22 protein-coding genes are annotated in these 24,260 nt (G+C 67.5%); 8 read left to right on the top strand and 14 right to left on the bottom strand.

From position 1 onward, the window contains the following. Window positions 1-65 precede the first annotated feature (65 nt). Window positions 66-1,023 (top strand): IS630 family transposase gene (locus tag J2850_RS16300; protein WP_209983496.1). Its coding sequence is split into 2 segments (ribosomal slippage): window positions 66-397 and window positions 396-1,023, totalling 960 coding nucleotides; the frame shifts between segments, so codons are not numbered across the junction. A gap of 84 nt (window positions 1,024-1,107) precedes the next feature. Here J2850_RS16300 and J2850_RS16305 read toward each other — a convergent pair. Both J2850_RS16305 and J2850_RS16310 read right to left on the bottom strand, forming a co-directional pair. Then, window positions 1,108-1,785: an SDR family oxidoreductase gene (locus J2850_RS16305; RefSeq protein ID WP_209983498.1), complete on the bottom strand. Its 678-nt coding sequence runs from the start codon at window positions 1,783-1,785 to the stop codon at window positions 1,108-1,110. 11 nt (window positions 1,786-1,796) lie between these two features. Then, entirely contained in the window at window positions 1,797-2,534 is a 738-nt protein-coding gene (locus tag J2850_RS16310) for an SDR family NAD(P)-dependent oxidoreductase (RefSeq protein ID WP_209983500.1), read from the bottom strand. 97 nt (window positions 2,535-2,631) lie between these two features. On the opposite strand from J2850_RS16310, the gene J2850_RS16315 reads away from it, so the two are divergent. Together J2850_RS16315 and J2850_RS16320 are read left to right on the top strand one after the other, a co-directional pair. Next, window positions 2,632-3,525: a LysR family transcriptional regulator gene (locus tag J2850_RS16315; RefSeq protein ID WP_209983502.1), complete on the top strand. Its 894-nt coding sequence runs from the start codon at window positions 2,632-2,634 to the stop codon at window positions 3,523-3,525. A gap of 266 nt (window positions 3,526-3,791) precedes the next feature. Then, the gene (locus J2850_RS16320) at window positions 3,792-4,766 is read left to right on the top strand and encodes a hypothetical protein (RefSeq protein WP_209983504.1); all 975 of its coding nucleotides are present in this window, start codon (window positions 3,792-3,794) and stop codon (window positions 4,764-4,766) included. A gap of 286 nt (window positions 4,767-5,052) precedes the next feature. Here the strand turns inward: J2850_RS16320 and J2850_RS16325 are convergent, their stop codons facing one another. Both J2850_RS16325 and J2850_RS16330 read right to left on the bottom strand, forming a co-directional pair. Beyond that, a complete protein-coding gene (locus J2850_RS16325; RefSeq protein WP_209983506.1) occupies window positions 5,053-5,652 on the bottom strand; it encodes a class I SAM-dependent methyltransferase in 600 nt (199 codons plus the stop codon). Window positions 5,653-5,882: 230 nt separating this feature from the next. After that, window positions 5,883-6,986: a malate/lactate/ureidoglycolate dehydrogenase gene (locus J2850_RS16330; protein WP_209983507.1), complete on the bottom strand. Its 1,104-nt coding sequence runs from the start codon at window positions 6,984-6,986 to the stop codon at window positions 5,883-5,885. Window positions 6,987-7,486: 500 nt separating this feature from the next. Here J2850_RS16330 and J2850_RS16335 point away from each other — a divergent pair, with 500 nt between their 5' ends. Further along, a complete protein-coding gene (locus tag J2850_RS16335; RefSeq protein WP_209983509.1) occupies window positions 7,487-7,678 on the top strand; it encodes a hypothetical protein in 192 nt (63 codons plus the stop codon). A gap of 272 nt (window positions 7,679-7,950) precedes the next feature. On the opposite strand, the gene J2850_RS16340 is transcribed toward J2850_RS16335, so the two are convergent. The 3 genes from J2850_RS16340 to J2850_RS16350 all read right to left on the bottom strand — a co-directional run bounded on the left by J2850_RS16340 (window position 7,951) and on the right by J2850_RS16350 (window position 11,513). Further along, window positions 7,951-8,154: a YbdD/YjiX family protein gene (locus J2850_RS16340; protein ID WP_209983511.1), complete on the bottom strand. Its 204-nt coding sequence runs from the start codon at window positions 8,152-8,154 to the stop codon at window positions 7,951-7,953. Window positions 8,155-8,227: 73 nt separating this feature from the next. Further along, on the bottom strand, window positions 8,228-10,294 hold the full coding sequence (locus J2850_RS16345; protein ID WP_209983513.1) for a carbon starvation CstA family protein: 2,067 nt from the start codon (window positions 10,292-10,294) through the stop codon (window positions 8,228-8,230). A 433-nt stretch (window positions 10,295-10,727) separates the two neighbouring features. After that, the gene (locus J2850_RS16350) at window positions 10,728-11,513 is read right to left on the bottom strand and encodes an SDR family NAD(P)-dependent oxidoreductase (protein ID WP_209983515.1); all 786 of its coding nucleotides are present in this window, start codon (window positions 11,511-11,513) and stop codon (window positions 10,728-10,730) included. Between the two features lie 101 nt (window positions 11,514-11,614). Between J2850_RS16350 and J2850_RS16355 the strand changes: the two genes are divergently transcribed. The 4 genes from J2850_RS16355 to J2850_RS16370 all read left to right on the top strand — a co-directional run bounded on the left by J2850_RS16355 (window position 11,615) and on the right by J2850_RS16370 (window position 15,170). Beyond that, window positions 11,615-12,247 (top strand): TetR/AcrR family transcriptional regulator, encoded by a 633-nt coding sequence (locus J2850_RS16355; protein ID WP_209983517.1) that lies wholly within the window; start codon window positions 11,615-11,617, stop codon window positions 12,245-12,247. Window positions 12,248-12,662: 415 nt separating this feature from the next. Next, window positions 12,663-13,790, top strand: a complete 1,128-nt coding sequence (locus J2850_RS16360) for a branched-chain amino acid ABC transporter substrate-binding protein (RefSeq protein ID WP_209983519.1) — start codon at window positions 12,663-12,665, stop codon at window positions 13,788-13,790. A gap of 130 nt (window positions 13,791-13,920) precedes the next feature. Continuing rightward, complete coding sequence (gene hmuQ, locus J2850_RS16365) at window positions 13,921-14,247, top strand: heme-degrading protein HmuQ (protein ID WP_209983522.1); 327 nt, start codon at window positions 13,921-13,923, stop codon at window positions 14,245-14,247. A 14-nt stretch (window positions 14,248-14,261) separates the two neighbouring features. Next, the gene (locus J2850_RS16370) at window positions 14,262-15,170 is read left to right on the top strand and encodes a pirin family protein (protein WP_209983524.1); all 909 of its coding nucleotides are present in this window, start codon (window positions 14,262-14,264) and stop codon (window positions 15,168-15,170) included. Between the two features lie 11 nt (window positions 15,171-15,181). Here the strand turns inward: J2850_RS16370 and J2850_RS16375 are convergent, their stop codons facing one another. The 7 genes from J2850_RS16375 to J2850_RS16405 form a co-directional block, all read right to left on the bottom strand. After that, the gene (locus tag J2850_RS16375) at window positions 15,182-16,081 is read right to left on the bottom strand and encodes a hydroxymethylglutaryl-CoA lyase (RefSeq protein ID WP_209983654.1); all 900 of its coding nucleotides are present in this window, start codon (window positions 16,079-16,081) and stop codon (window positions 15,182-15,184) included. Between the two features lie 2 nt (window positions 16,082-16,083). After that, window positions 16,084-18,087: an acetyl/propionyl/methylcrotonyl-CoA carboxylase subunit alpha gene (locus tag J2850_RS16380; protein ID WP_209983526.1), complete on the bottom strand. Its 2,004-nt coding sequence runs from the start codon at window positions 18,085-18,087 to the stop codon at window positions 16,084-16,086. 5 nt (window positions 18,088-18,092) lie between these two features. Beyond that, on the bottom strand, window positions 18,093-18,875 hold the full coding sequence (locus tag J2850_RS16385; protein WP_209983528.1) for an enoyl-CoA hydratase/isomerase family protein: 783 nt from the start codon (window positions 18,873-18,875) through the stop codon (window positions 18,093-18,095). 10 nt (window positions 18,876-18,885) lie between these two features. Next, window positions 18,886-20,493, bottom strand: coding sequence for a carboxyl transferase domain-containing protein (locus tag J2850_RS16390; protein WP_209983530.1), 1,608 nt, complete (start codon window positions 20,491-20,493; stop codon window positions 18,886-18,888). Between the two features lie 46 nt (window positions 20,494-20,539). Next, window positions 20,540-21,673 carry an acyl-CoA dehydrogenase gene (locus tag J2850_RS16395; protein WP_209983532.1) on the bottom strand — a complete coding sequence of 378 codons (1,134 nt, stop codon included), beginning with the start codon at window positions 21,671-21,673 and terminating at the stop codon, window positions 20,540-20,542. A 181-nt stretch (window positions 21,674-21,854) separates the two neighbouring features. Further along, entirely contained in the window at window positions 21,855-23,036 is a 1,182-nt protein-coding gene (locus J2850_RS16400; protein WP_209983533.1) for an acetyl-CoA C-acyltransferase, read from the bottom strand. Between the two features lie 47 nt (window positions 23,037-23,083). Beyond that, entirely contained in the window at window positions 23,084-24,256 is a 1,173-nt protein-coding gene (locus J2850_RS16405; protein WP_209983535.1) for an isovaleryl-CoA dehydrogenase, read from the bottom strand. Window positions 24,257-24,260: the final 4 nt, after the last annotated feature.

Below are 24,260 nucleotides of genomic sequence, written 5' to 3' on the forward strand. Positions count from 1 at the left end.
TTGAAATCCGAATCGAGGGTTGCGCCAGACCGTCTGTCGTGATTCACCGTATATGGAGGTGGATCATGGGTCGTAGCTACTCGTCGGACCTTCGGGTTCGGATTTACGGAGAGATCGAACAAGGCGGTTCGCGTCGGGCGGCTGCGCAGCGGTTCGGTGTGAGCGCGAGCACGAGCATACGGCTCGCCCAGCGGATGGCGGCGACGGGTTCGCTGGCCCCGGCCCGGCAGGGGCGTCCGCCCGGTGGCGGCAAGCTGGCGCCACATGCCGATTTCCTGATCGGCTGGGTGGAGAAGCAAGGCGACATCACCATGCTCGAACTGGCGGCCAAGCTGAACGCTGAACGCGGGGTCACGGCCCACCCGGCTTCGCTGTCGCGTTTCCTGCTCACCCGTGGCTACAGCGTCAAAAAAAACGCTGCTGGCGAGCGAGGCCGGTCGCGCTGACGTCGCAGAGGACCGCCGGACATGGCGCAGCCACCGTCAGCCCCGGATGCGTGAAGAGCCGGACCGGTTGGTGTTCCTCGACGAGACGGCCACCACCACGAAGATGACCCGGCTGCGTGGGCGGGCAAAGCGCGGCCAGCGGTTCAAAGCCAGGGTGCCCTTCGGCCATTGGGGCACCCAGACCTTCATAGCCGCCCTGCGCCATGACGGGCTGACCGCTCCTTGGATCATCAAGGGCGCGATGAACCGCGCTCTCTTCGAGACCTATGTCGAAACCCAGCTCGCCCCGACCCTGCGACCGGGCGACGTCGTCATTCTCGACAACCTGGCCTGCCATAAGAGCGAAAAGGCCAAGGCCACTCTCAAGGAGCGCGGCGCTTGGTTTCTCTTCCTGCCGCCCTACAGTCCCGACCTTAATCCCATCGAGATGGCTTTCGCAAAGCTCAAGGCTCACCTCCGCCGCATCGGAGCCCGCACCATCGAAGAGTTGTGGAATGCCGTCGGCTCCATCTGCGACCTCTACACTCCCGAGGAATGCTCGAACTACCTCAAGCACGCTGGATACGCGTCAGATTAAACGCCCGAAGCTCTAATGAACCGAAGCAGACGGGTGCCTGTCCTCTTCGCGCCGGAAACCACAAGTCCGCGATCGGCGGTTCGCCTACCAGGGCAGGGATTGCCCGTTCCAGTCGAGATAGAGGTTTTGCCCACTTCCCCTGTGGGCGGCCAGAACCTGCGCCATGCCCTCCACGCTCTCTTGAACGGATATCTCGGCTTCGATGGCGCCGTCGAGCGTACCCATGGCGGTTGCGGCCCATCCCGGATGGATCGAGAGCACGGTCAGCCGAGGGTTATCGGCATGGATGGTGCGGGCCAGCATGTTGAGCGCGACCTTGCTAGCGCGGTACAGGTCAAGCTTCAGTCCCGGCTCGGTGTTCAGCGCGATGCTGCCGCGATGGGACGACATCACCGCAAGCGTGCCGTCGGGGGCAAGGCGGTCCAGCAGGCGGTGCGCCAGACGGATCGGACCGAAGCAATTGGTCAGCATGATCTCGGCAAATTCGGAGTCCGTCGCCTCGGTGACCGAGTTGTGCAGGGGGCCGTAGATGCCTGCCACAAGGAAGATGACGTCGAACATTCCGTCGAGGTCGCTGCGCAGGGGCTCGATCTGGTCGGCACGGGTCACGTCCACATGGGCAACGCGCGCCACCGCTTGGAGAGCATTGGTATCGGTACCAGGACGCGCCGTCCCGGTGACGTCCCAGCCTTGCGCATGCAGTGTTTCGGCAAGTCCCAGCCCAAGGCCGCGTTCGGCCCCGATGATGAGGATGGAGGGCATGATTTGTCCTTTCAAAGAGCGGTAAAACCGCCATCCACGGTGACCAGCGAACCGGTCATGAAGGCAGACGCGGGAGAGGCGAGGAAAGCGATCACTTCGGCGATTTCCTGCGGCTGTCCGACGCGGCCCAGGGGGTGGGCCGGACCATAGCTCGCCAGGGTGGCGCGGCTGTCCGGCACGATGTCCTCCAGGATGTCCGTCTCGACGACGCCTGGGGCGACAGCGTTGGCGCGGACGTTCCGATCCCCATATTCGACCGCGATGACCTTCGTGAGTTGTGCAATCGCACCCTTGCTGGCTGCGTAGGCCGCCGTATCTTTCATCGCGACCTGCGCCACGATGGATGCGACGTTGACGATTGCTCCGCCGTTACCAGCGATCATCGCCCGTACTGCTTCGCGCGCATGGAGGAACGTACCCCGCGCGTTGACCGACATGACGCTGTCCCAATCTTCGATGGTCATGTCGATCAGCGGGCGGTTCATCGTCCGACCGGCATTGTTGACGAGGATGTCAAGGCCACCGAACCGTTCGAGGGCCAAGGCGACGCTGCGGCGGGCGGTCTCCTCCAAGGCGATGTCGCCCGTCAGCGTCACGATGCCGTCGGAGGAAAGCTCGTGGACTGTCTCGCTGATGTCTGTGGCCACGACGAGCGCCCCACGGGCGCGCAACGTCATGGCGGTCGCCCGGCCGATCCCCCGGGCGGCACCCGTGACCAAGGCGATCCGGTTTTCAAGAGCTTGCTTCATGGATGTCTCCTTCGCCGCTGAAGGTAGGCCATGGTGCGAGCCGCGATAATCCCGAGAGTATTTACAACATTGCGTAGCTTTGCTTCATAATCGTCGCATGAAGCCCGCAGATTTTGCCCGCATCCGCGCCTTCCTGGCGGTCGCCGAAACCCTCAGTTTTTCGCGCGCTGCCGAAGAACTCGGTATGACGTCCTCGGCCATCAGCCAGACGGTGAAGGCGCTGGAAGCCCATCTCGGGCAGCAGCTTTTCCAACGGACCACCCGCACGGTCACCCTGACCGACGCAGGGCTCCTCTTGCGGGAGCGGATGCGGCCGGCGCTTGACGAGATCGACCGCGCGCTGATCCAAAGCCGCGATGCGGCGGGTCGTCCGTCGGGGATCGTGCGCATCGTCTCGTTCCGTTCGGCAGGAGAGAAGTTCATCCTGCCGATCCTTCAGGACCTGCGACGCGATCTGCCCGAGGTGACGCTGGACATCACTTTGGATGATGGCTTGGATGACCCCGTCGCGGGCGGCTTCGATCTCGCCTTGCGGATAGGAGAGGTCATTGCGCGGGACATGATCGCCCTGCCCCTTGGCGGAGAGCTGCGTCAGATCGCCGTCGCGGCGCCCGATTATCTTTCCCGTCACGGGACGCCGGACCATCCGCGCGCGCTGTTGTCGCATGACTGCATCTGCTGGCGCTGGCCTGGTCAGCAGCATCCCTTTCCCTGGGAGTTCTTCGACAACGGCCGGTGGTTCTCCATTACGCCTTCCGGTGGGCTGATCGTCAACGACAAGCCGATGGCCCTGCAGATGGCACTGGCCGGGCTTGGAATCGCCTTCTGCATCGAAGAGACGGTCCGAAGCCATATCCAGACCGGCCGGCTGGTATCCCTGCTGGAGCAGTGGAGCGCCCCATTCCCAGGCTTCTACATTTGCTATCCGCGTCAACGCCAGATGCCCGCGGCGACCCGCGCCGTCATCGAGCGCATACGGGCAGGGACGTGACGGGAAGCAAGAGTGTTGCGTGATCGCTCACCAGATCACAGGATCTCGACGGCCGTTTGTGCCGCAAGGCAGTTGTCCGATTCACTCTTGAGGCGTGTTTGGCAATCGGAGACCCTGCCAAGGCCCCTGCCAAGGACCCTGTCAGCAGATCCTGGTGGCGGGCATGGAAGAGACGCGGTGCCATCCCGGCATCGCTTCGATGCACGGACATGGTCTGTTCAAGGAGCAGGAAATTAAACGCATTCAGCCATTTGCGAGGCGGCCGATTGAAAGATGAGGCGAAGAGGACCGCGTCAGCCAGCGAAGCCGGTGAGGCTGCGGTCATTTCCGAATCCCCAGGCAAGTCTTCCGCGACGCGGCTCTATGCGATTCTTGCCCGGAATGCGCGCACCGGAGTGATCTTCCGGCGTGGGCCGTCCCGGCACGTCCAGTTGATCCGCTGGGATTTGCGTGACGACACGTTCGAGCATGGCCAGTGGTTCAAGGGCCGCATTTATGAACGGCGGTGCGACCTCTCCCCCTCGGGCAGGCTGCTGGTCTACTTCGCGGCGACCTACCGCCCTCCTTACGGAAGCTGGACGGCCTTGTCCGTGCCCCCTTGCTTCACCGCGCTGACGCTATGGCCGAAGGGTGACGGCTGGGGCGGCGGCGGCATGTTCGAGGACGAGAAGACGCTGCTTCTCAACCATAGGATGGTCAGCCATCCGAACGGGTTCGAACTGGCCGAAGGTTTCCGGCTGGCTGCGGGCATGCAGGTGAAGCCGCTGGGAGAGAGGTCCGGTGGTGGCGAGGACAATCCGGTCAACTGGTGCATACGCAGCCGAGATGGCTGGCGCATGGTCGCCGAGGGCAAGGGTCGGAAGGGCGGGAGACGGGCGGGTGCCTTCTACACATTTGAAGCGCCGCAGATTGTCGAGAAAGAGGGGGTGGGCGGACGGCGGCTGCAGGAACTGCTTCATGCCATCGGGCGCCGGAAGGGTGCCTGGTACGACCTCACCCATCGCGTGCTCGATCGTGACGGACGGGTGCTGGTTGACCTCCCTGGAAGTGACTGGGCCGATTGGGATGGCGGCGATCTTGTTTTCGCCCGCGACGGCTGCCTGTACCGGTTGCCTGAAAGCCACCTGCCTGAGAGCCACCTGAAGAACTGCGAGAAACCGGAGGCCGAGGCTTCCCGTCTGCTTCACGATTTCAGAAACGCCCGGTTCACCTCCATCCGGCCAACGGAGAAGCCATCATGACGGATGATGATTTCGATGCGGACGCTGGCCCGGATCATTCATCGGCATTTTGGCACGGTTGCCCGAAGCCGGCGGACGGGACCCCTTGGCCTTGTCAGGATTGCGGCGCCCGGTTTGGCGGGTAATCAGGAACCACCCCTCGACCGATGCGTTGGGCGCGCCTTCTGGCAAAGGGAGGTAGGCTCGCCCCGCCGACCAACAAAGGGGCCGGATAGCAGCACTGGACACCACCGCTGGACATTCTGCCACTGGTGGAGAGCTCTGAACGATCCGGGGAGCGCCGCAGTCATCTCCCCCTCTCAAGAACAACAAAAGTCCAGTGGATGTCTGACCGCCCCAGCATATCGTTTCGCTTTGCAACATGGACCTCGCTCAGCCCGTGCAAACCCGCAAGCTCAATTGTTTCAGCCGCCGAGACTTCGAACATCCTCCGTCCTTGAGGAACCGGACCATGGCGCAGTGACATGCTGATTCGGCCATGCGGATTGAGGAGTCCCGCCAACGATCTCATTGCTGTTCGCCGTTCCTCGCTGTCCAGGTGCATCCATACAGCCGTCAAAAGGATCAGGTCGAAGCGCTCCTTTCGATGATGAAGCTGCGCGAGATCAGGAAGATGGTCGTCGATCCATTCAATGGGTTTATCACCATGAAGGCGCATTCCTTCCCGTCGCAGCGCATCGGTCGGCTCCACGGCAACGACCCTGTGGCCGATCACGGTGAGCGCTGCGGCGTCGCGACCCGACCCAGCCCCGACGTCGAGGATCCGCGCCGGTGGGGAGGGAAAGAGATGCATCACCTCATGGTGAACATCGCCAAACGTGATGCTCTCATACTGTTCGGCCAGGGCCGGCGCATCGTTGCCGTACCCTTGGGTTCCTTCGATCATCAGTTCCTCTCCAGTCCCGCCGGGTGGTTATCGGATCGCCGGGCATGAGCATGTCCACCAGCAAGCACCACGGCTTCCGATTTCCGGCCACAGTCGTCAACGAGGCTGTGTGCCTGTATCCGGTGTTGTCAAGCCGCGTCCCTCAGCGCCTCAGGGCGATCGCATGTAGCTCCCTCTCCCAGGGCGGGAGAGGGCGATTATTGCCATAGGCGATAGCCGTCCTCGGCGCCTCACCCCAGCAGCCCCACCACTTCCACCCCGCGTTCCGCGCACAGGCTCTCCAGCATCCCGATGGTCGCCGTGCTCAGCGGAATCCCCTCCGCCAGACGCGCTGCCCGCGTCCGCCGCTCCGGCTCGCCCGGCAACAGCACCCCTTCCGTGCCTGCCGCCGCCGGGGTGTCCCGCACATAGGCCACGATGTCGTCCACGCCGTCCGCCCACTGCGCGTTGCCGCCGCGCGCCGGGTCGAAGACGATGGCGAACATGTTGTTCATCACCCGCGCCGCCTCCTGGTGCGGTGGCGTGCCGGGCATGGCCGCAGCCAGCGCGCCGGCCAGCACGTCGCACATCAGCGCGAGGCCGAACCCCTTGTGGCCGCCCAGCGGCAGCAGGGCGCCGGTCGGCTCTTCGAACATCACCGCCGGGTCGCGTGTTGGATTTCCCTGTGCGTCGAGCACCAGGCCGGGCGCCATCTCCTGGCCCTTGGCCATCGCCACCCGGCACTTGCCGACCGCGACGGCGCTGGTGGCGAAATCCAGCACGAGGGCAGGGGTGGCCTGCGTCGCCGGAACGGCGATGCAGATCGGGTTGGTGCCCAGCCGTGCCCGCAGCCCGTCATGCGGCGCCACCATCGGCCGGCTCGCGACATTGACGAAGGCGATGCAGACCAGCCCGGCGGCGGAGCACTGCTCGCCATAGGATCCCACCCGGCCGATATGGTGGGTGTCGCGCAACGACAGCGCCGCCAAGCCGTCGCGGCGCGCCCGCGCGATGGCGATGTCCATCGCCTCCCGCGCGATCGCCTGCCCATAGCCGTTGCCGCCGCCCACCGCCAGGAAGGGGCCGGACTCGCCGATCACCGCCGCGTGCTGGTTGGGCCGCAGGAAGCCGCCGGCGATGGCGCCCATATACAGCCCCAGCATGCCGACGCCGTGGCTGTCATGCCCGCGCAGGTTTGCCTCCACCAGATGATCGGCGACGATCCGCGCCTCGTCGGCATCGCTGCCGGCGGCCCGCAGCAGGCGCCGCACCGCCTCGGCCAGATGCTCCGCCGTTACCTTGCGGATGCCGGGGCCGGCGCTGCCGGCGGCGGGAGTGCTGGCGCTGTCGCTCATCTCGTCCTCTCCAATCCCGCGGCCCGTCCCGGACCGAACCGGTGATCCAATCCGTTCCCCCGAGCCGGGGGCACCTGCGTTCGCACCGCGATCCTGCGGGCGGCTGCTATTTGGACGCGAGTTTCGCAATCGAAACAAGGGGGAGATGACGCAAGGCCGCCGCCTTGTGCCTGCTCCCCGCACAGGGTCGTCCCATCATCCGGCCGCCTCGGAGGAAGAGGCCGATATCCTGCAGGAAAGCCGCGCGTCCTGTTCGCTTGACCCACAGCAACAGCCTCATCCGATGGCCGCCTGCCGTGCAGGCAGCGCTGCCCCGGCCGGCGAGCGGCACTACAGCAGCGTCCAACAGCGCGGCGGGCAGGCGATTGTGCTTGAAGGAATGCCATTATGGTTGATGGAGATTAATTTTCCTGTCGATATTTGAGTCATCAATACAGATTGACGCCAATAAGTTGCCGAAGCCATCATGTTTTGGTCGCAAACAAACCAGGGGGCAGGTCATGTCGGTTGATCCGGAAACTGTCGTGAAGGTCGCTGAAGTTGGTACCGATGCCGCCGAAGGCGCCGAGGATGGCGCGGAACTCGGCGCCGAGATCGGCACCCTGATCGATCCGCTGGGCGGCGAAGCCGTCGGTGCCGTGGTCGGCGGCGCCCTCGGCGGCGCAGCGAATGCCCTCAAGGACTTGGTGTAACGGCCTCCTAGACGCGACAAGGGCCGCCCCGCGGGACGGCCCTTCCGGCGCATGGCGCATCATGGCGCTTTGGGGACGCTTGGGCGTGATCCGCCCAGGCGTCTCTTTGCGTTCCGGGCGGGAAAGCCGATGTCCCGCACGATGTCCCGCACCGCGACCGGCTCCACATGCAGGCTCCATCGCCCAGCCCGCTCGCCGGCCGTGCGGCCGGTCGGAGCCCCGGCCCGAGGCATGGGACCGCCGGCATCATGCCTTCGCCCCCGGCCCGGTTCTCAGCAGCAGCCGGCCTTGCCCGCGCCGTAGCGGGCGCCCATCCGGTTGTCGAGGAACTCGCTGTAGCTCATCACCGGCTTGTCCGGGTGCCGGTCCTGCATGTGGGCGACATAGGTGTCGTAATCGGGCACCCCGACCATCAGCTTTGCGGTCTGCTCGAACAAGCCGCGGAACCGGCTGAGGTTGCTTCTCATGCTGCTCATGTTGCCCATGCGGCGGCCTCCCGGACGAGTGGCATCGGTGTGGCCCCGGCGCGGCACGGGGCCATGGTCGTGGTCAATCCCCGGCCCCGGCGGTGACGCCGCTCGCCGGGATCTCGCGTGCCGTCGGCCGGTCGCTGCGCAGCGCCAGCAGGCAGGAGCGGATGCCGAAGAACAGCACCGCCAGCACCACCAGCACGAACAGCGACGCCAGCGCCGCGTCGAGGTAGTCGTTGAAGATCACCTGGCGCATCTGCTCCATCGACGTCGCCGGCGCCAGCAGCTTGCCTTCCGCGGCGGCGGCGCTGAACCGTTCGGCATGGGCGAGGAATCCGACCGTCGGGTTGGCGTGGAACACCTTCTGGACGCCGGCCGTCAGGGTGCAGATCAGCAGCCACACCGCTGGCACCATGGTCACCCAGGCGTAGCGCTCGCGCTTCATCTTGAACAGCACCACCGTGGCCAGGATCAGCGCGATGCCCGCCAGCATCTGGTTGGAGATGCCGAACAGCGGCCAGAAGGTGTTGATGCCGCCCAGCGGATCGACCACGCCCTGGTACAGGATGTAGCCCCAGGCGGCGACGCACAGCGCGGTGGCGATCAGGTTGCCGGCCCACGACGCCGTCTGCTGCAGTGGCTTGAAGAAGACGCCCAGCAGGTCCTGCAGCATGAAGCGGCCGGCGCGGGTGCCCGCATCGACGGCGGTCAGGATGAACAGCGCCTCGAACAGGATGGCGAAATGGTACCAGAACGCCATCATCGCCTTGCCGCCGAACAGCTCGGAGAAGATGTGCGCCATGCCGACCGCCAGCGTCGGGGCGCCGCCGGCCCGCGACAGGATGCTCACCTCGCCGACGTCTGTCGCCATCTGGTGGATCATCTCGGGCGTGATGACGAAGCCCCAGTTGTTGATCACCTGGGCGGCGGCCTCGGCCGTGGTGCCCAGCACCGCCGGCGGGCTGTTCATCGCGAAATAGACGCCGGGCTCGATACAGGAGGCGGCGACCAGCGCCATGATGGCGACGAAGGATTCGGTCAGCATGCCGCCATAGCCGATGAAGCGGGCCTGGACCTCGTTCTCCACCATCTTCGGCGTGGTGCCCGACGAGATCAGGGCATGGAATCCCGACACCGCGCCGCAGGCGATGGTGATGAACAGGAACGGGAACAGGCTGCCCGACCACACCGGCCCTGTGCCGTCGATGAAGCGGGTGACGCTCGGCATCTTCAGCGGCGGCGCCACCAGCAGGATGCACAGCGCCAGCACCACGATGGTGCCGACCTTCAGGAAGGTCGAGAGATAGTCGCGCGGCGCCAGCAGCAGCCACACCGGCAGCACCGATGCGACGAAGCCGTAGCCGATCAGGATCCAGGTGATCTGGATGCCGGTCAGGGTGAACAGCGGCGCCAGCGTCTCGCTCTGGGCGACCTGGCCGCCCATCAGGATCGAGCCGATCAGCAGGACGAACCCGATGACCGAGATCTCGCCGATCCGCCCGGGGCGGATGAAGCGCATGTAGACGCCCATGAACAGCGCGATCGGGACGGTGGCGGCGACCGTGAAGAAGCCCCACGGGCTGTTGGTGAGCGCCTTCACCACCACCAGCGCCAGCACCGCCAGGATGATCACCATGATCATGAAGGTGCCGAACAGCGCGATCACGCCGGGGATCTCCCCCAGCTCCGACTTGATCAACTCGCCCAGCGACCGGCCGTCGCGGCGCATCGAGATGAACAGGACCATGAAATCCTGCACCGCCCCGGCGATCACGACGCCGGCCAGGATCCACAGCATGCCCGGCAGGTAGCCCATCTGGGCCGCCAGCACCGGGCCGACCAGCGGGCCGGCGCCGGCGATGGCGGCGAAATGGTGCCCGAACAGCACGTACTGGTTGGTCGGCACATAGTCCAGCCCGTCATTGTGGCGGGCGGCCGGCGTCGGCCGGTTCGGGTCCAGCCGCATGACGCGGTTGGCGATGAACAGGCTGTAGTAGCGGTAAGAGATCAGGTAGGTGCAGACGGCGGCCACGACCACCCACAGGGCGTTGATGGTCTCGCCTCTGGCCAGCGCCACCGTGCCGAGCGAAACCGCTCCCAGCACGGCGACGATCAGCCATGGAACATGGTTGACGATGCGCGACATGCGTACTCCTCCCAAACGATGCCGTATCGCCGGGTGAGCGCCATCGTCCTGATCGAAGTAACGAAACGGAAGCGGGACCCCGGCAGATCAGCGGGGCAAATCATCGCTCCAAGCGGCCGTCGCGGAAAGCGGAAATCAAACCATTGCAACCAAATGCAGCAGAATGCCGCCGTCCTATGAGGAAGGGCAGCCATCCGTCAGAGCAACATACGCATGCTAACCTTGATCTTCACCGTGACTTGCCGGCGACCCCGCGACTGCCCCCGCCCCAACCCTTCTCCCACCTATCCTCCCCCGCCTAGCGGGGAGGATAGGTGGGGACAATGTCGTGTGCATCAGGTCGTGCAACAGGCGGAGGAGGAGCGGGGAGGAGGCAGGCGTGCCGACGCCGGCGCCGCGGTTACCGTCCGGGAGAGCTGGACGGTCCCGCCCTTCACGCGCTGAACCCGCCATCCACCGCCAGCGACGCGCCGGTGACGAAGCGCCCTTCCTCGCTGGCCAGATAGGCGACCATCCCGGCGATGTTCTCCGGGGCGCCATAGCGCGGGATTGCCAGCATGGTGCGCGCCGCATCCGCCTTGTCGCCGACCGCCGGGTTCATGTCGGTGTCGGTCGGGCCGGGATGCACGACGTTGACGGTGATGCCGCGCTGCCCGAGGTCGCGCGCCATGCCCTTGGTCAGCCCGACCAGCGCCGCCTTGCTGGCGGCATAGAGCGCCAGGCCGGGTCCCGGCACCCGCAAGGCGAGGCCGCTGCCCAGCGAGATGATCCGCCCGCCTTCGCCCAGATGCGCGGCGGCGGCCTGCGAGGCGGCGAAGACCGCCCGCACGTTGACCGCCATCGTCTGCTCGTACTCCTCCAGCGTCAGCTCGGTGAAGGGCTTGGCGAGGAAGACGCCGGCATTGTTGACGAGGATGTCGAGGCGGCCCAGCGCCTCCACCGTCCGCTCCACCGCCGCGCGCACCGCGGCGGGATCGCCGTTGTCCGCCGCGATGGCGATGGCGCGCCGTCCCTCGCCGCCGTGGCGGCGGCCCTCCTGGCGGCCCTCCTGGCGACTGTCCTGGCGAATCGCCTCCGCCACCGCCTCCGCCCGCTCCGGGTTCGCGACGTAGGTCAGGGCGACGTCGGCGCCCTCGGCCGCCAGCCGCCGCGCGATGGCGGCGCCGATCCCGCGGCTGCCGCCGGTCACCAACGCCACCTTGCCGTCCAGTCGGGACATGACCGCATTCCTTTCTGTGTCATTCGATACAAAAAGGCTGATCGACTTGAATCCGCCGGTCAAGTCATTTATTTGTCGATCGGTACAGAAAAGGAGCCGCCATGCCCAGCCGGGGCCGTCCCCGTTCGTTCGACCGCGATGCCGCCCTGCGCCAGGCGATGGAACTGTTCTGGGCCAAGGGCTATGCCGGGACCTCGCTGGCCGACCTGACCGCGGCGATGGGCATCAACTCGCCCAGCCTCTATGCCGCCTTCGGCTGCAAGGAGCGGCTGTTCCGCGAGGCGGTCGAGCTCTACCGCGAGACCGAGGGGCTGGGGGCGTGGAAGGCACTCGACGCCTGTCCCACCGCGCGGGACGCGGTCGACTGGATCCTCACGCAGACGGCGGAGTTCGCGGCGCGACCGGGCAAGCCGACCGGCTGCCTCGTCGTGCTGGGCGCCGTCCCCAGCGGCGGGGTGGTCAGTGATGCAGGGGAAGGGCCGGATGACCCGGTCAGCCGCGACCTGTGCGACCGCCGGCGCGATAACCTGGAGGCGCTGGCCCGTCGCCTGGACCGTGGGGTGGCCGACGGCGACCTGCCGCCGGGCGTCGATTCCCGCGCGGTCGCCACCTTTTACCTGACCGTTCAGCAAGGTATGTCCCTGCAGGCCCGCGACGGCGCCACCCACGACACCCTGCTGGGTGTCGCGCGCTCCGCGATGGCCGCATGGCCGGCCTTGACCGGGCAGAAGTGACCGCCCTTCCCGGAGCGGGAGAGGGCTGGCAGACGGCCACACCCTGATCCCGTTATCCTGGCATTTATCCGCCACGGCTTCCGCTGGCATCGGGATAGGACTATAAACTTAGTGATGCATCATGCCCGGAGGTTTTGCCGATGCCGGCCGCCACACCCACTGCCGCCCCACAGGTGAACCCATCGGTGAAACAGTGGAACAGCCGCCGGAAAATGTTCCATGCTGTTTCAAATGCTCCATTCGCCGCCCGCACCGGTGCCCGCCTCGCCGGCCATGCGACATCGGGACACCCACCGGCGGGACGGCCTTCTCCATGATCGCGCTTTCAAAACGACGCCGGTTCGGTCAGAAACAGTCGCGGATTGCGGCCGCTTGGAAAGGTCGCAACGGAAAGTGACAGGTTCGGAGAAATATCATGCGTTCCAGCAGCAAGCGCCTGTGCGCGCTCCCCATCGTCAGCGTGGTCGCGCTGCTCGCCGGACTCGGCGCGGCGCAGGCGGATATCGTCATCGGCCTCGGCACGGCGACCACCGGCCCGGTGGCCGCGCTGGGCGAGCAGTCGGTCTATGGCGCCAAGCAGGCGGTGGCGGACATCAACGCCAAGGGCGGCGTGCTGGGGCAGAAGCTGGTGCTGAAGGTCGGCGACGACGCCTGCGACCCGCGCCAGGCGGTGGCGGTCGCCAACCAGTTCGTGCGTGAGGGGGTGGCGGCGGTGGTCGGGCATCTCTGCTCCGGCGCCTCGATCCCGGCGGCCGAGGTCTACCAGGAGGAGGGCGTGGTGATGGTCAGCCCGACCGCCACCAACCCGCTGCTCACCTCCAAGGGCTTCCCGACCATCTTCCGCGTCTGCGGCCGCGACGACCAGCAGGGCGTGGTTGCCGGCGACTATCTGGCCAAGACCTTCAAGGGCAAGAACATCGCCGTTCTCGACGACAAGCAGGCCTATGGCAAGGGGCTGGCCGACGTCGTCGCCAAAACGCTGGAGAAGGCGGGCGTCAAGGTCGCCTACCGCGGCTCGGTGACCGCCGGCGAGCGCGACTTCTCGGCGCTGGTGACCAGCCTGAAGGACAAGGCGATCGACGCCGTCTATTACGGCGGCTACCACCCCGAACTGGGGCTGATGGTGCGCCAGGCCCAGGAACAGGGGCTGAAGCCGCAGTTCATCGCCGGCGACGGCCTGAACAACCAGGAATACTGGTCGATCACCGGCCCGGCTGGCGAGGGCACGCTCTACACCGACAGCCCGTCGGCCGCCAGCGATCCCAAGGCGCAGGAGCTGATCGCCTCCTTCAGGAAGGCCGGCCTGCCCGAGCCGGGCAACTTCGCCTTCTACAGCTATGCCGCCGTCCAGGTGATCGCCGAAGGGCTGCAGAAGTCGGGGTCCGTCGACGGGCCGAAGCTGGCCAAGACGCTGCATTCGGGTTCCTACGACACGGTGGTCGGCCCCATCGAGTTCGACAAGAAGGGCGACGTCACCAAGCCGGCCTATGTCATGTATGTCTGGCATGACGGAAATCCGGTGATGCAGCAGGCGGCCAAGTGAAGGCCGGCCCGGCGGCGGTCCCGGCCCCGGCCCCGGCGGCGATGGCGGCCTGCCGCGTCGTTGCCGCCGCCGGGCCGCGCGCCTATCCTGCTCCTGCCGTTTCCAACGACCGCGCGAGGAAGGACAGCCGATGTACATCGCGATGAACCGCTTCAAGGTCCGCCACGGCGCCGAGGCCGAGTTCGAGGAGATCTGGCTGAACCGCGAGGTCCATCTGCACGGCGTGCCGGGCTTCGTCGAGTTCCACATGCTGCGTGGGCCGGATCGTGACGACCACCGGCTCTACTCCTCCCACACCGTCTGGGAGTCTGAGGCCGCCTTCCTCGGCTGGACGCGGTCGGAGGCCTTCCGCAACGCCCATGGCAACGCCGGCTCGCGCAAGCCGCTCTATGTCGGCCATCCGGAGTTCGAGGGCTTCGAGGTCATCCAGACCGTCGCGCGCAACCCGCAGGGATGAAGGGGAGGGGAGCCATGCTGGAACTGGTCATCGAGCAGCGCCGCAAGAGCCTCGGCGGCTTCGAGGTCGGGCGGGTGCTGCCCTACGTGCAGCGCCGGATGGTCGGCCCCTTCGTCTTCTTCGACCATATGGGGCCGGTCGACCTCCGGCCCGGGCTGCCGCGCGACGTCGACGTCCGCCCCCACCCCCACATCGGCCTGTCGACCGTCACCTACCTGTTCGAGGGCGAAATCATGCACCGCGACAGCGTCGGGTCGGAGCAGGCGATCCGTCCGGGCGAGGTGAACTGGATGACCGCCGGCCGCGGCATCACCCACTCCGAACGCTTCGAGCGGGCGCGGCTGCAGGGCGACCGGATGCACGGCATCCAGGCCTGGGTGGCGCTGCCCACGGCCGACGAGGAGACCGACCCCGCCTTCGCCCATTACGGCACCGGCGACCTGCCGCTTTTCGAGGACGGTCCGGCCGGCGCTGCCGTCCGCGGCCGGCTGGTGGCGGGGGAGGCGTTCGGCGCCAGGGCCGGCGTGAAGACCCATTCGCCGCTGTTCTACATCCACTGGGATCTCGGGGCCGGCGCCCGCGCCGAGCTGCCGGCCGACGGCTGGGAGCGCGCGGCCTATGTCGTAACCGGCTCGGTCGAGGTCGAGGGCCGGACCCTGGAGGCCGGCCGGATGGCGGTCTTCACGCCCGGTGAGCCTGCGGTCGTGACCGCGCTGGAGCCCAGCATCGTCATGGCGGTCGGCGGCGAGCCGCTCGGCCAGCGCTTCATCGACTGGAACTTCGTCTCCTCGTCCAAGGAGCGCATCGAGCAGGCCAAGGCCGACTGGCGGGCCGGCCGGATGAAGCTGCCGGACCTCGACGACGGCGAGTTCATCCCGCTGCCCGAAGCCCCGCCGCCGCGCCCGGCCAACCCCATGTCGTAAAACCCCACGCCTCAGGCGCAGCCGCGGGCGCGGGCCACCTTCGAGGCGGTCGGCCGGCCGATCGCCTCGCTGATGAAGGCGCCGGCGGCGACCAGCCGGTCGAGGTCGACCCCGGTCTCGATGCCGAGGCCGTTCAGCATGTACAGCACGTCCTCGCTGGCGACGTTGCCGCTGGCCCCCTTGGCATAGGGGCAGCCGCCGAGCCCGGCGACCGAGCTGTCGACCACCGCCACGCCCATCTGCAGCGCCGCCAGGATGTTGGCCAGCGCCTGCCCGTAGGTGTCGTGGAAATGGACGGCGATCTTGTCGACCGGCACCCGCTCCGCCACTGCGGCGATCATCAACTGCGCCTTGGTCGGCGTGCCGGTGCCGATGGTATCGCCGAGCGAGATCTCGTAGCAGCCCATGGCGTAGAGCCGCTCCGCCACGTCAGCGACCGCCTGCGGCGCGATCTCCCCCTCATAGGGGCAGCCGAGCACGCAGGAGACGTAGCCGCGCACCGGCACCCCCGCCGCCTTGGCCTGCTCCATGACGGGGGCGAAGCGGTCCAGGCTCTCGGCGATCGAGCAGTTGATGTTCTTCCGGCTGAAGCTTTCGGAAGCGGCGCCGAACACCGCCACCTCGTCGGCCTTGGCCGCCAGCGCGCCCTCCAGACCCTTCAGGTTGGGAGTGAGGGCGGCATAGCGCACGCCGGGCTTGCGGGCGATGCCGGCCAGCACCTCGGCGCTGTCGCCCATCTGCGGCACCCATTTGGGCGAGACGAAGCTGGCTGCCTCGACCACGGTGAGCCCGGCGTCGGACAGGCGGTTCACCAGCTCCACCTTCACCGCGGTCGGCACCATCGACTTTTCGTTCTGGAGGCCGTCGCGCGGACCGACCTCCACCATGCGGACGAATTTCGGCAGTTGCATCATCAGGACTCCGCGATGTCGAGAACCAGCAGGTCGACGCCTTCGGACACCTGGTCCCCGGCGGCGAAGTTCACCGCGCTGACGGTGCCGGCGGCCGGGGCCTTGATGGTGTGCTCCATCTTCATGGCCTCCAGAAGCATCAGCGGCGCGCCGGCCTCGACGCTCTGGCCCGGCTCGACCAGCACGCGGACCACGGTGCCCGGCATCGGCGCGGTCAGGCGGCCGGAGCCGCCCTCCTGCTCCGCCGCGCGGGCGCTGGGGTCGTCCAGCGTCAGGCGCGACACGGCGCCGTCGATCAGGACGGTGAGGTCCAGCCCCTGCTGCACCACGGTGGCGCGGGTGCGCATGCCGTCCAGCGTCGCGGTCAGCAACCCGTCGGCGAGGCTGACCCCGATCACCGGCATCGGCTTGCCGCCATCCACCGCGACTTCATAGCCGTCGGCCCGGAAATGCAGAGTCACCTCGCGGGCGGTGTCGCCGTCCATCAGGCGCAGGTCGTAATGGTTCTCCTCGTTCAGCCGCCAGCCATTGGCGAGCAGCCAGGGCGAATGGCGGTCGGAGCGGGCACGCAGGGCGGCTTGGGCCTCCTCCCGGCGCGTCAGCAGCACCGACAGGGCGGCGGCGGCCAGCGCCCTGTCGGCCACCGGGGCCGGCGGCGGCAGCAGGTCGGCACGGTGGCGCTCGATGAAGCCGGTATCGATCTCCACCGCCTTGAAGGCCGGATGGCCGGCGATCGCGCCGAGGAAGGCGACGTTGGTGGTGACGCCGACCACCTCGTATTCGGCCAGCGCCACGCGCAGGCGGCGCAGCGCAGAATCGCGGTCCTCGTCCCAGACGATCAGCTTGGCGATCATCGGGTCGTAGAACATAGTAACGGAATCGCCTTCGCGGACGCCGGTATCGACGCGGACATGGTCGTTCTCGGCCGGCGGGCGCAGGCGGACCAGCCTGCCGATGGCGGGCAGGAAATCGCGCTGCGGATCCTCGGCGTAGAGCCGCGCCTCGAAAGCATGGCCCCGACGGGTCAACTGCTCCTGGCGCAGCGGCAACTCCGCTCCGGAGGCAACCCGAAGCTGCCACTCGACGAGGTCGAGGCCGGTGATCTTCTCGGTCACCGGATGCTCGACCTGCAAACGGGTGTTCATCTCGATGAAGTAGAAGCCGCCATCCTCATAGAGGAACTCGACGGTGCCGGCGCCGACATAGTTCACTGCCTTGGCGGCGGCCACCGCGGCCTCGCCCATGCGGCGGCGGAGATCGTCGGGCAGGTTGGGGGCCGGCGCCTCCTCGATCACCTTCTGGTGGCGACGCTGCACCGAACAGTCGCGCTCGAACAGATAGACGCCGTTGCCGTGGGTGTCGCAGAAGACCTGGATTTCGACATGGCGTGGCCGGCCGAGATATTTCTCCAGCAGCAGACTGTCCTCGCCGAAGGCGGCCTTGGCCTCGCGCTGGGCGCCGGCCACCGCGTCGGCCAGCTCGTTGGCGGCGCGCACCACGCGCATGCCCTTGCCGCCGCCGCCGGCCGACGCCTTGACCAGCACCGGATAGCCGATGCGTTCGGCCTCCCCCGACAGGGTGGCGAAGTCCTGGTCGGTGCCGTGATAGCCCGGCACCAGCGGCACGTCGGCGTTCGCCATCAGCCGCTTGGATTCCGCCTTGGAGCCCATGACGCGGATCGCCTCGATCGGCGGACCGATGAAGACGACACCGGCCGCAGCACATGCCGCCGCGAAGCCGGCATTCTCCGACAGGAAGCCATAGCCGGGATGGATGGCTTGGGCCCCCGTGCGCTTCGCCACGTCGAGGATGACGTCGCCGCGCAGATAGCTTTCGCCGACCGGGGCCGGGCCGATGCAGACGGCCTCGTCGGCCATCTGTACATGCATCGCCTTGGCGTCGGCCTCCGAATGGACGGCGACGGTCTTGATGCCCAGACGGCGGGCGGTGCGGATGACCCGGCAGGCGATTTCGCCGCGGTTGGCGATCAGGATCTTGTCGAACATGTGGATCAGCTCCGCCAGGACGGGGTGCGTTTGTCGAGGAAGGCGCCGACGCCCTCCTTGCCTTCGGCGCTGGCGCGCTGGCGGGCGATGCGCTCCGCCGTGTCGCGCACCACGTCGTCGGTCAGCGGCCGACGGGCGACGGCGCGGATCAGCTCCTTGGCGGCGCTGACCGCCGTCGGGGCGCTGTCCATCAGGCTCCTGACCGTCTTCGCCACCGTCTCCTCCAGCCCGTCGGCGGTCGTCAGCTCATGCAGCAGGCCGATGCGGTGGGCCTCCGCTGCGCTGAAGCGCTCGCCGGTCAGGAAATAGCGGCGGCAGGCGCGCTCGCCGATGGCGGCGATGACATAGGGGCTGATCGCGGCGGGGATGATGCCCAGCCGCACCTCCGACAGGGCGAAGGTCGCGGTCTCGACACCGATGGCGATGTCGCAGGCCGACACGAGGCCCACGCCGCCGCCGAAGGCCGGACCCTGCACCACGGCGATCGTGGGCTTCGGGCATTCGTCCAGCGTGCGCAGCATGGTGGCGAGGCCCATGGCGTCGGCCAGATTCTCCTCGTGGGAGTAGCCGGCCATCTTCTTCATCCAGGACAGGTCCGCCCCGGCCGAGAAGCTCCTGCCCACCCCGCGCAGCAGGACGACGCGCACCGCCGGATCCTCGCCCACCCGGCTGAAGGCCGCGGTGAGGTCGGCGATGACCTGCTCGTTGAAGGCGTTGTGGACGTCGCCGCGGTTCATGGTGACGGTGGCGATGCCGGTGTCGGCGATGTCGATCAAGATGTCGCTCATGGCCGCCCCCTCACATCCGGAAGACGCCGAAGGGCGTCTTCGGCACCGGCGCGTTCAGCGAGGCCGACAGGCCGAGGCCCAGCACCATCCGGGTGTCGGCCGGGTCGATGATGCCGTCGTCCCACAGCCGGGCGCTGGCGTAATAGGCGTGGCTCTCGCGCTCGAACTGGGCGCGGATCGGCGCCTTCAGCGCCTCGTCGTCCTCGGCCGACCAGGGCTTGCCCTGGGCTTCCATGGCGTCCCGCTTGACCTGGGCCAGCACGCCGGCCGCCTGCTCGCCGCCCATGACCGAGATGCGGGCGTTCGGCCACATCCACAGGAAGCGCGGGGAGTAGGCGCGGCCGCACATGCCGTAATTGCCGGCGCCGTAGCTGCCGCCGATGATGACGGTGAATTTCGGCACCTTGGCACAGGCGACCGCGGTGACCAGCTTGGCGCCGTCCTTGGCGATGCCGCCGGCCTCGTATTTGCGCCCCACCATGAAGCCGGTGATGTTCTGCAGGAACACAAGCGGGATGCGGCGCTGGCAGCACAGCTCGACGAAATGGGCGCCCTTCAGCGCGGATTCGCTGAACAGGATGCCGTTGTTGGCGATGATGCCGACGGGATAGCCGAAGATGTGGGCGAAGCCCGTAACCAGCGTCGTGCCGTAGAGCGGCTTGAACTCGTCGAAGCGCGAGCCGTCGACCACCCGCGCGATCACCTCGCGCACGTCGAAGGGCTTGCGGGCGTCGCTGGGGATGACGCCGTAGAGCTCGCGCGGATCGAAGGCGGGTTCCTCCGGCTCGCGCAGGTCGAGGTCGATGTGCTTGGCGCGGTTCAGGTTCGACACCACGCGGCGGGCCATCGCCAGGGCATGGGCGTCGTTCATCGCGTAATGGTCGGTGACGCCGGAGGTGCGGGAATGGACGTCGGCGCCGCCGAGATCCTCGGCCGACACCACCTCGCCGGTCGCCGCCTTCACCAGCGGCGGGCCGCCGAGGAAGATGGTGCCCTGGTTGCGGACGATGATCGCCTCGTCCGACATCGCCGGGACATAAGCGCCGCCGGCGGTGCAGCTTCCCATCACCACGGCGATCTGCGGGATGCCCTCGGCCGACATGTTGGCCTGGTTGTAGAAGATGCGGCCGAAATGGTCGCGGTCGGGGAAGACCTCATCCTGGTTCGGCAAGTTGGCGCCGCCGCTGTCGACCAGATAGATGCAGGGCAGGTTGTTCTGCTGGGCGATCTCCTGCGCGCGCAGGTGCTTCTTGACCGTCAGCGGGTAGTAGGTGCCGCCCTTCACCGTCGCGTCGTTGGCGACGATCATGCATTCCTGCCCGGCGACGCTGCCGATGCCGGCGATGATGCCGGCCGACGGGATGTCGTCGGCATAGACGCCGTCGGCGGCCAACTGCGACAGCTCAAGGAAGGGCGAGCCGACGTCGAGAAGCTGGCGGATGCGTTCGCGCGGCAGCAGCTTGCCGCGGGCGAGGTGCTTTTCGCGTGCCTTGGCCCCGCCACCCTGCTGGATGGCGGCAACCTTCCGGCGCAGATCGTCGACCAGCGCCTGCATGGCGTCGGCGTTGGCCTGGAACTCGGCGGAGCGCGCGTTCAGGGCGCTCTTCAGGACGGTCATGCCGTCTTCCTCCCGGTTTGGCGGTCTTGATTGTTGGACTTGGGGGTTATTGGACAAGGGCGCGGCTGATGACCAGCCGCTGGATGTCGCTGGTGCCCTCGTAGATCTGGCAGACCCGGACGTCGCGGTAGATGCGTTCGACCGGGAAATCGTTGAGGTAGCCGTATCCGCCATGGATCTGGATGGCGTCGGAGCAGACCTTCTCCGCGATCTCCGAGGCGAACAGCTTCGCCATCGCGGCTTCCTTCATGCAGGGCACCCCGGCATCGCGCAGGCTCGCGGCATGCAGCACCATCTGGCGCGCCGCCTCCACCCGGGTCGCCATGTCGGCGAGGCGGAAGGCGATGGCCTGATGCTGGATGATCGGCACGCCCATGCTCTGGCGTTCCTGGGCGTAGCGGATGGCGTGGTCGAGCGCCGCGCGCGCCATGCCGACCGACTGTGAGGCGATGCCGATGCGCCCGCCCTCCAGGTTCGCCAGCGCCACCTTGTAGCCGGCGCCTTCGGCCCCGAGCATCAGGTCGGCGGGAACCCGACAGTCCTCGAAGACGATCTGGCAGGTGTCGGAGCAGTGCTGGCCCAGCTTCTCCTCGGTCCGCGCCACCTGATAGCCGGGGGTATCGGTCGGCACGATGAAGGCGCTGAGCCCCTTCTTGCCGGCGGCCGGGTCGGTCACCGCAAAGACGATGGCGACGTCGGCCTGCGAGCCCGAGGTGATGAACTGCTTGGTGCCGTTCAACACCCAGTGATCGCCGTCGCGCCGGGCGCGGGTCTTGATCGCGGAGGCGTCGGACCCGGCCTGCGGCTCGGTCAGGCAGAAGGCGCCCAGCCTCTCGCCGCGCGCCATCGGCTTGAGGAAGCGGTCCTTCTGGGTGTCGCTGCCGAACTTCAGGATCGGCATGCAGCCGACCGAGTTGTGCACGCTCATGATGGTGGAGACGGCCCCATCGCCGGCGGCGACCTCCTCTATGGCGAGCGCGTAGGCGACATGGTCGGTGGCGGCGCCGCCGAACTCCTCCGGCACCAGCATGCCCATCAGGCCGAGTTCGCCCATCTCGGCAAGCTCGGCCTTGGGGAAGGCGCCCGTCCGGTCGCGCTCGGCGGCGGTCGGGGCGAGCCGGTCCTGCGCGAAGGCGCGGGCCATGTCGCGGACCATGGTCTGTTCTTCGGTCAGGTGCATCGGGCGTTTCCTCGGGCGATGGGTTTTTGTTGGTGGCGTGCTGTGCCCCCTCCCCATCCCTCCCCCGCCTTCGGCGGGAGAGGGGGTAGGACGCTTGTCGACGTGGTTTATGTGCCAAAGCGGCGGCAGTCCCCTCTCCCGCGAAGCGGGGGAGGGTTAGGGAGGGGGCAGTTGCCTGCCCTTACACCCGCTCCACCGCGATCGCCGTCGCCTCGCCGCCACCAATGCACAGGCTGGCCACGCCGCGCTTCAGGTCGTACTTCTCCAGCGCTGCCAGCAGCGTCACGATGATCCGCGCACCCGAGGCGCCGATGGGGTGGCCGAGCGCGCAGGCGCCGCCATGGACGTTCACCTTGTCGTGCGGCAGGTCGAGATCGCGCATCGCCGCCATGGTCACCACGGCGAACGCCTCGTTGATCTCGAACAGGTCGACGTCGCGGGCCGACCAGCCCACCTTCTCGAACAGCTTCCGCAATGCGCCCACCGGGGCGGTGGTGAACAGCGCCGGCTGCTGGGCGTGGTTGGAGTGGCCCTTGATCTCGGCGATCACGCGCAGGCCGCGGCGATCCGCCTCGCTGCGGGTGGTGACGATCAGCGCCGCACCGCCGTCGGAGATCGACGAGGCATTGGCGGCCGTCACCGTGCCGTCCTTGGCGAAGGCGGGCTTCAGCGTCGGGATCTTCTTGGGATCGCCCTTGCCCGGCTGCTCGTCGGTGTCGACCAGCGTGTCGCCCTTGCGGCCCTTGACCAGCACCGGCGCGATCTCCGCCTTGAAGGAGCCGTCCTCCACCGCCTTGCGGGCACGGTTCAGGCTCTCGATGGCGTAATTGTCCTGGGCCTCGCGGGTGAAGCTGTAGCTGCTGGCGCATTCCTCGGCGAAGGTGCCCATCAGGCGGCCCTTCTCGTAGGCATCCTCCAGACCATCGAAGAACATGTGGTCCAGCACCTTGCCGTGACCCATGCGGTAGCCGGCGCGGGCGCGGTCCAGCAGGTAGGGGGCGTTCGACATGCTCTCCATGCCGCCGGCCACCACCACCTTGGCCGAGCCGGCCTTGATGACGTCATGGGCGAACATCACCGCCCGCATGCCCGAGCCGCAGACCTTGGAGATGGTGGTGCAGCCCACCCCCTTCGGCAGCCCGGCGCCCAGCGCCGCCTGGCGCGCCGGGGCCTGGCCCAGCCCGGCCGACAGCACGTTGCCCATGAACACCTCGTCCACCGTGTCCGCGGCGAGGCCCGAGCGCTCCAGCACCGCCTGGATGGCGACGGCACCCAGTTGCGGGCCGGTCAGGCCCATGAGGTCGCCCTGGAAGCCGCCCATCGGCGTGCGGACGGCGGCGGCGATGACGATGCTGTCGGTCATGGTGGTCGGTCCCTCTTCCTCGATGCCCTATTCTTTGCCGAAACGCCTTATGCCGTTTCCTTGAACAGCTCGCGCCCGATCAGCATGCGACGGATTTCGCTGGTGCCGGCGCCGATCTCGTAGAGCTTGGCGTCGCGCAGCAGGCGGCCGGTCGGGTATTCATTGATGTAGCCGTTGCCCCCCAGGGTTTGAATGGCCTCCAATGCCATCCAGGTCGCCTTTTCGGCGGAATAGAGGATGGCGGCCGCTGCGTCCTTGCGGGTGGTCTCGCCGCGGTCGCAGGCCTTGGCGACGGTGTACACATAGGCCTTGGCGGCGTTCATGATGGTGTACATGTCGGCCAGCTTGCCCTGCATCAACTGGAACTCGCCGATCGGCTGGCCGAACTGCTTGCGGTCGTGCAGGTAGGGGATCACCACGTCCATGCAGGCCTGCATGATGCCGAGCGGGCCGCCGGACAGCACCGCGCGCTCATAGTCCAGCCCCGACATCAGGACGTTCACGCCGCGGCCGACGCCGCCCAGGACGTTCTCCTCCGGCACCTCGCAGTCCTCGAACACCAGCTCGCCGGTGTTGGAGCCGCGCATGCCGAGCTTGTCCAGCTTCTGCGCCACCGAGAAACCCTTGAAGCCCTTCTCCACCAGGAAGGCGGTGATGCCGCGCGGGCCGGCGTTGATGTCGGTCTTGGCGTAGATCACCAGCGTGTCGGCGTCGGGACCGTTGGTGATCCACATCTTGGTGCCGTTCAGGACATAACGGTCGCCCTTCTTCTCCGCCCGCAGCTTCATCGACACCACGTCGGACCCGGCGTTCGGCTCCGACATCGCCAGGGCACCGATATGTTCGCCGGAGATCAGCTTGGGCAGGTAGCGGCGCTTCTGCTCGTCGGTGCCGTTCTTGCGGATCTGGTTGACGCAGAGGTTGGAGTGGGCGCCGTAGCTCAATCCGACCGAGGCCGACGCGCGGGAGACCTCCTCCATCGCCACGACATGCTCCAGATAGCCCATGCCGGCGCCGCCATACTCCTCCTCCGCGGTCACGCCGAGGATGCCGAGATCGCCCATCTTGCGCCACAGGTCGTTCGGGAACTCGTTGGAGCGGTCGATCTCGGCGGCACGGGGGGCGATCTCCGCGGCGGCGAAGTTGCGTACCGAATCGCGCAGCATGTCGGCCGCTTCGCCGAGGTCGAAATTCAGCGTCGGATACTGATTGGACAGCATGGGC

It is taken from the genome of Azospirillum picis (assembly GCF_017876115.1).
In the GTDB taxonomy this organism is placed as follows: Bacteria; Pseudomonadota; Alphaproteobacteria; order Azospirillales; family Azospirillaceae; genus Azospirillum; species Azospirillum picis.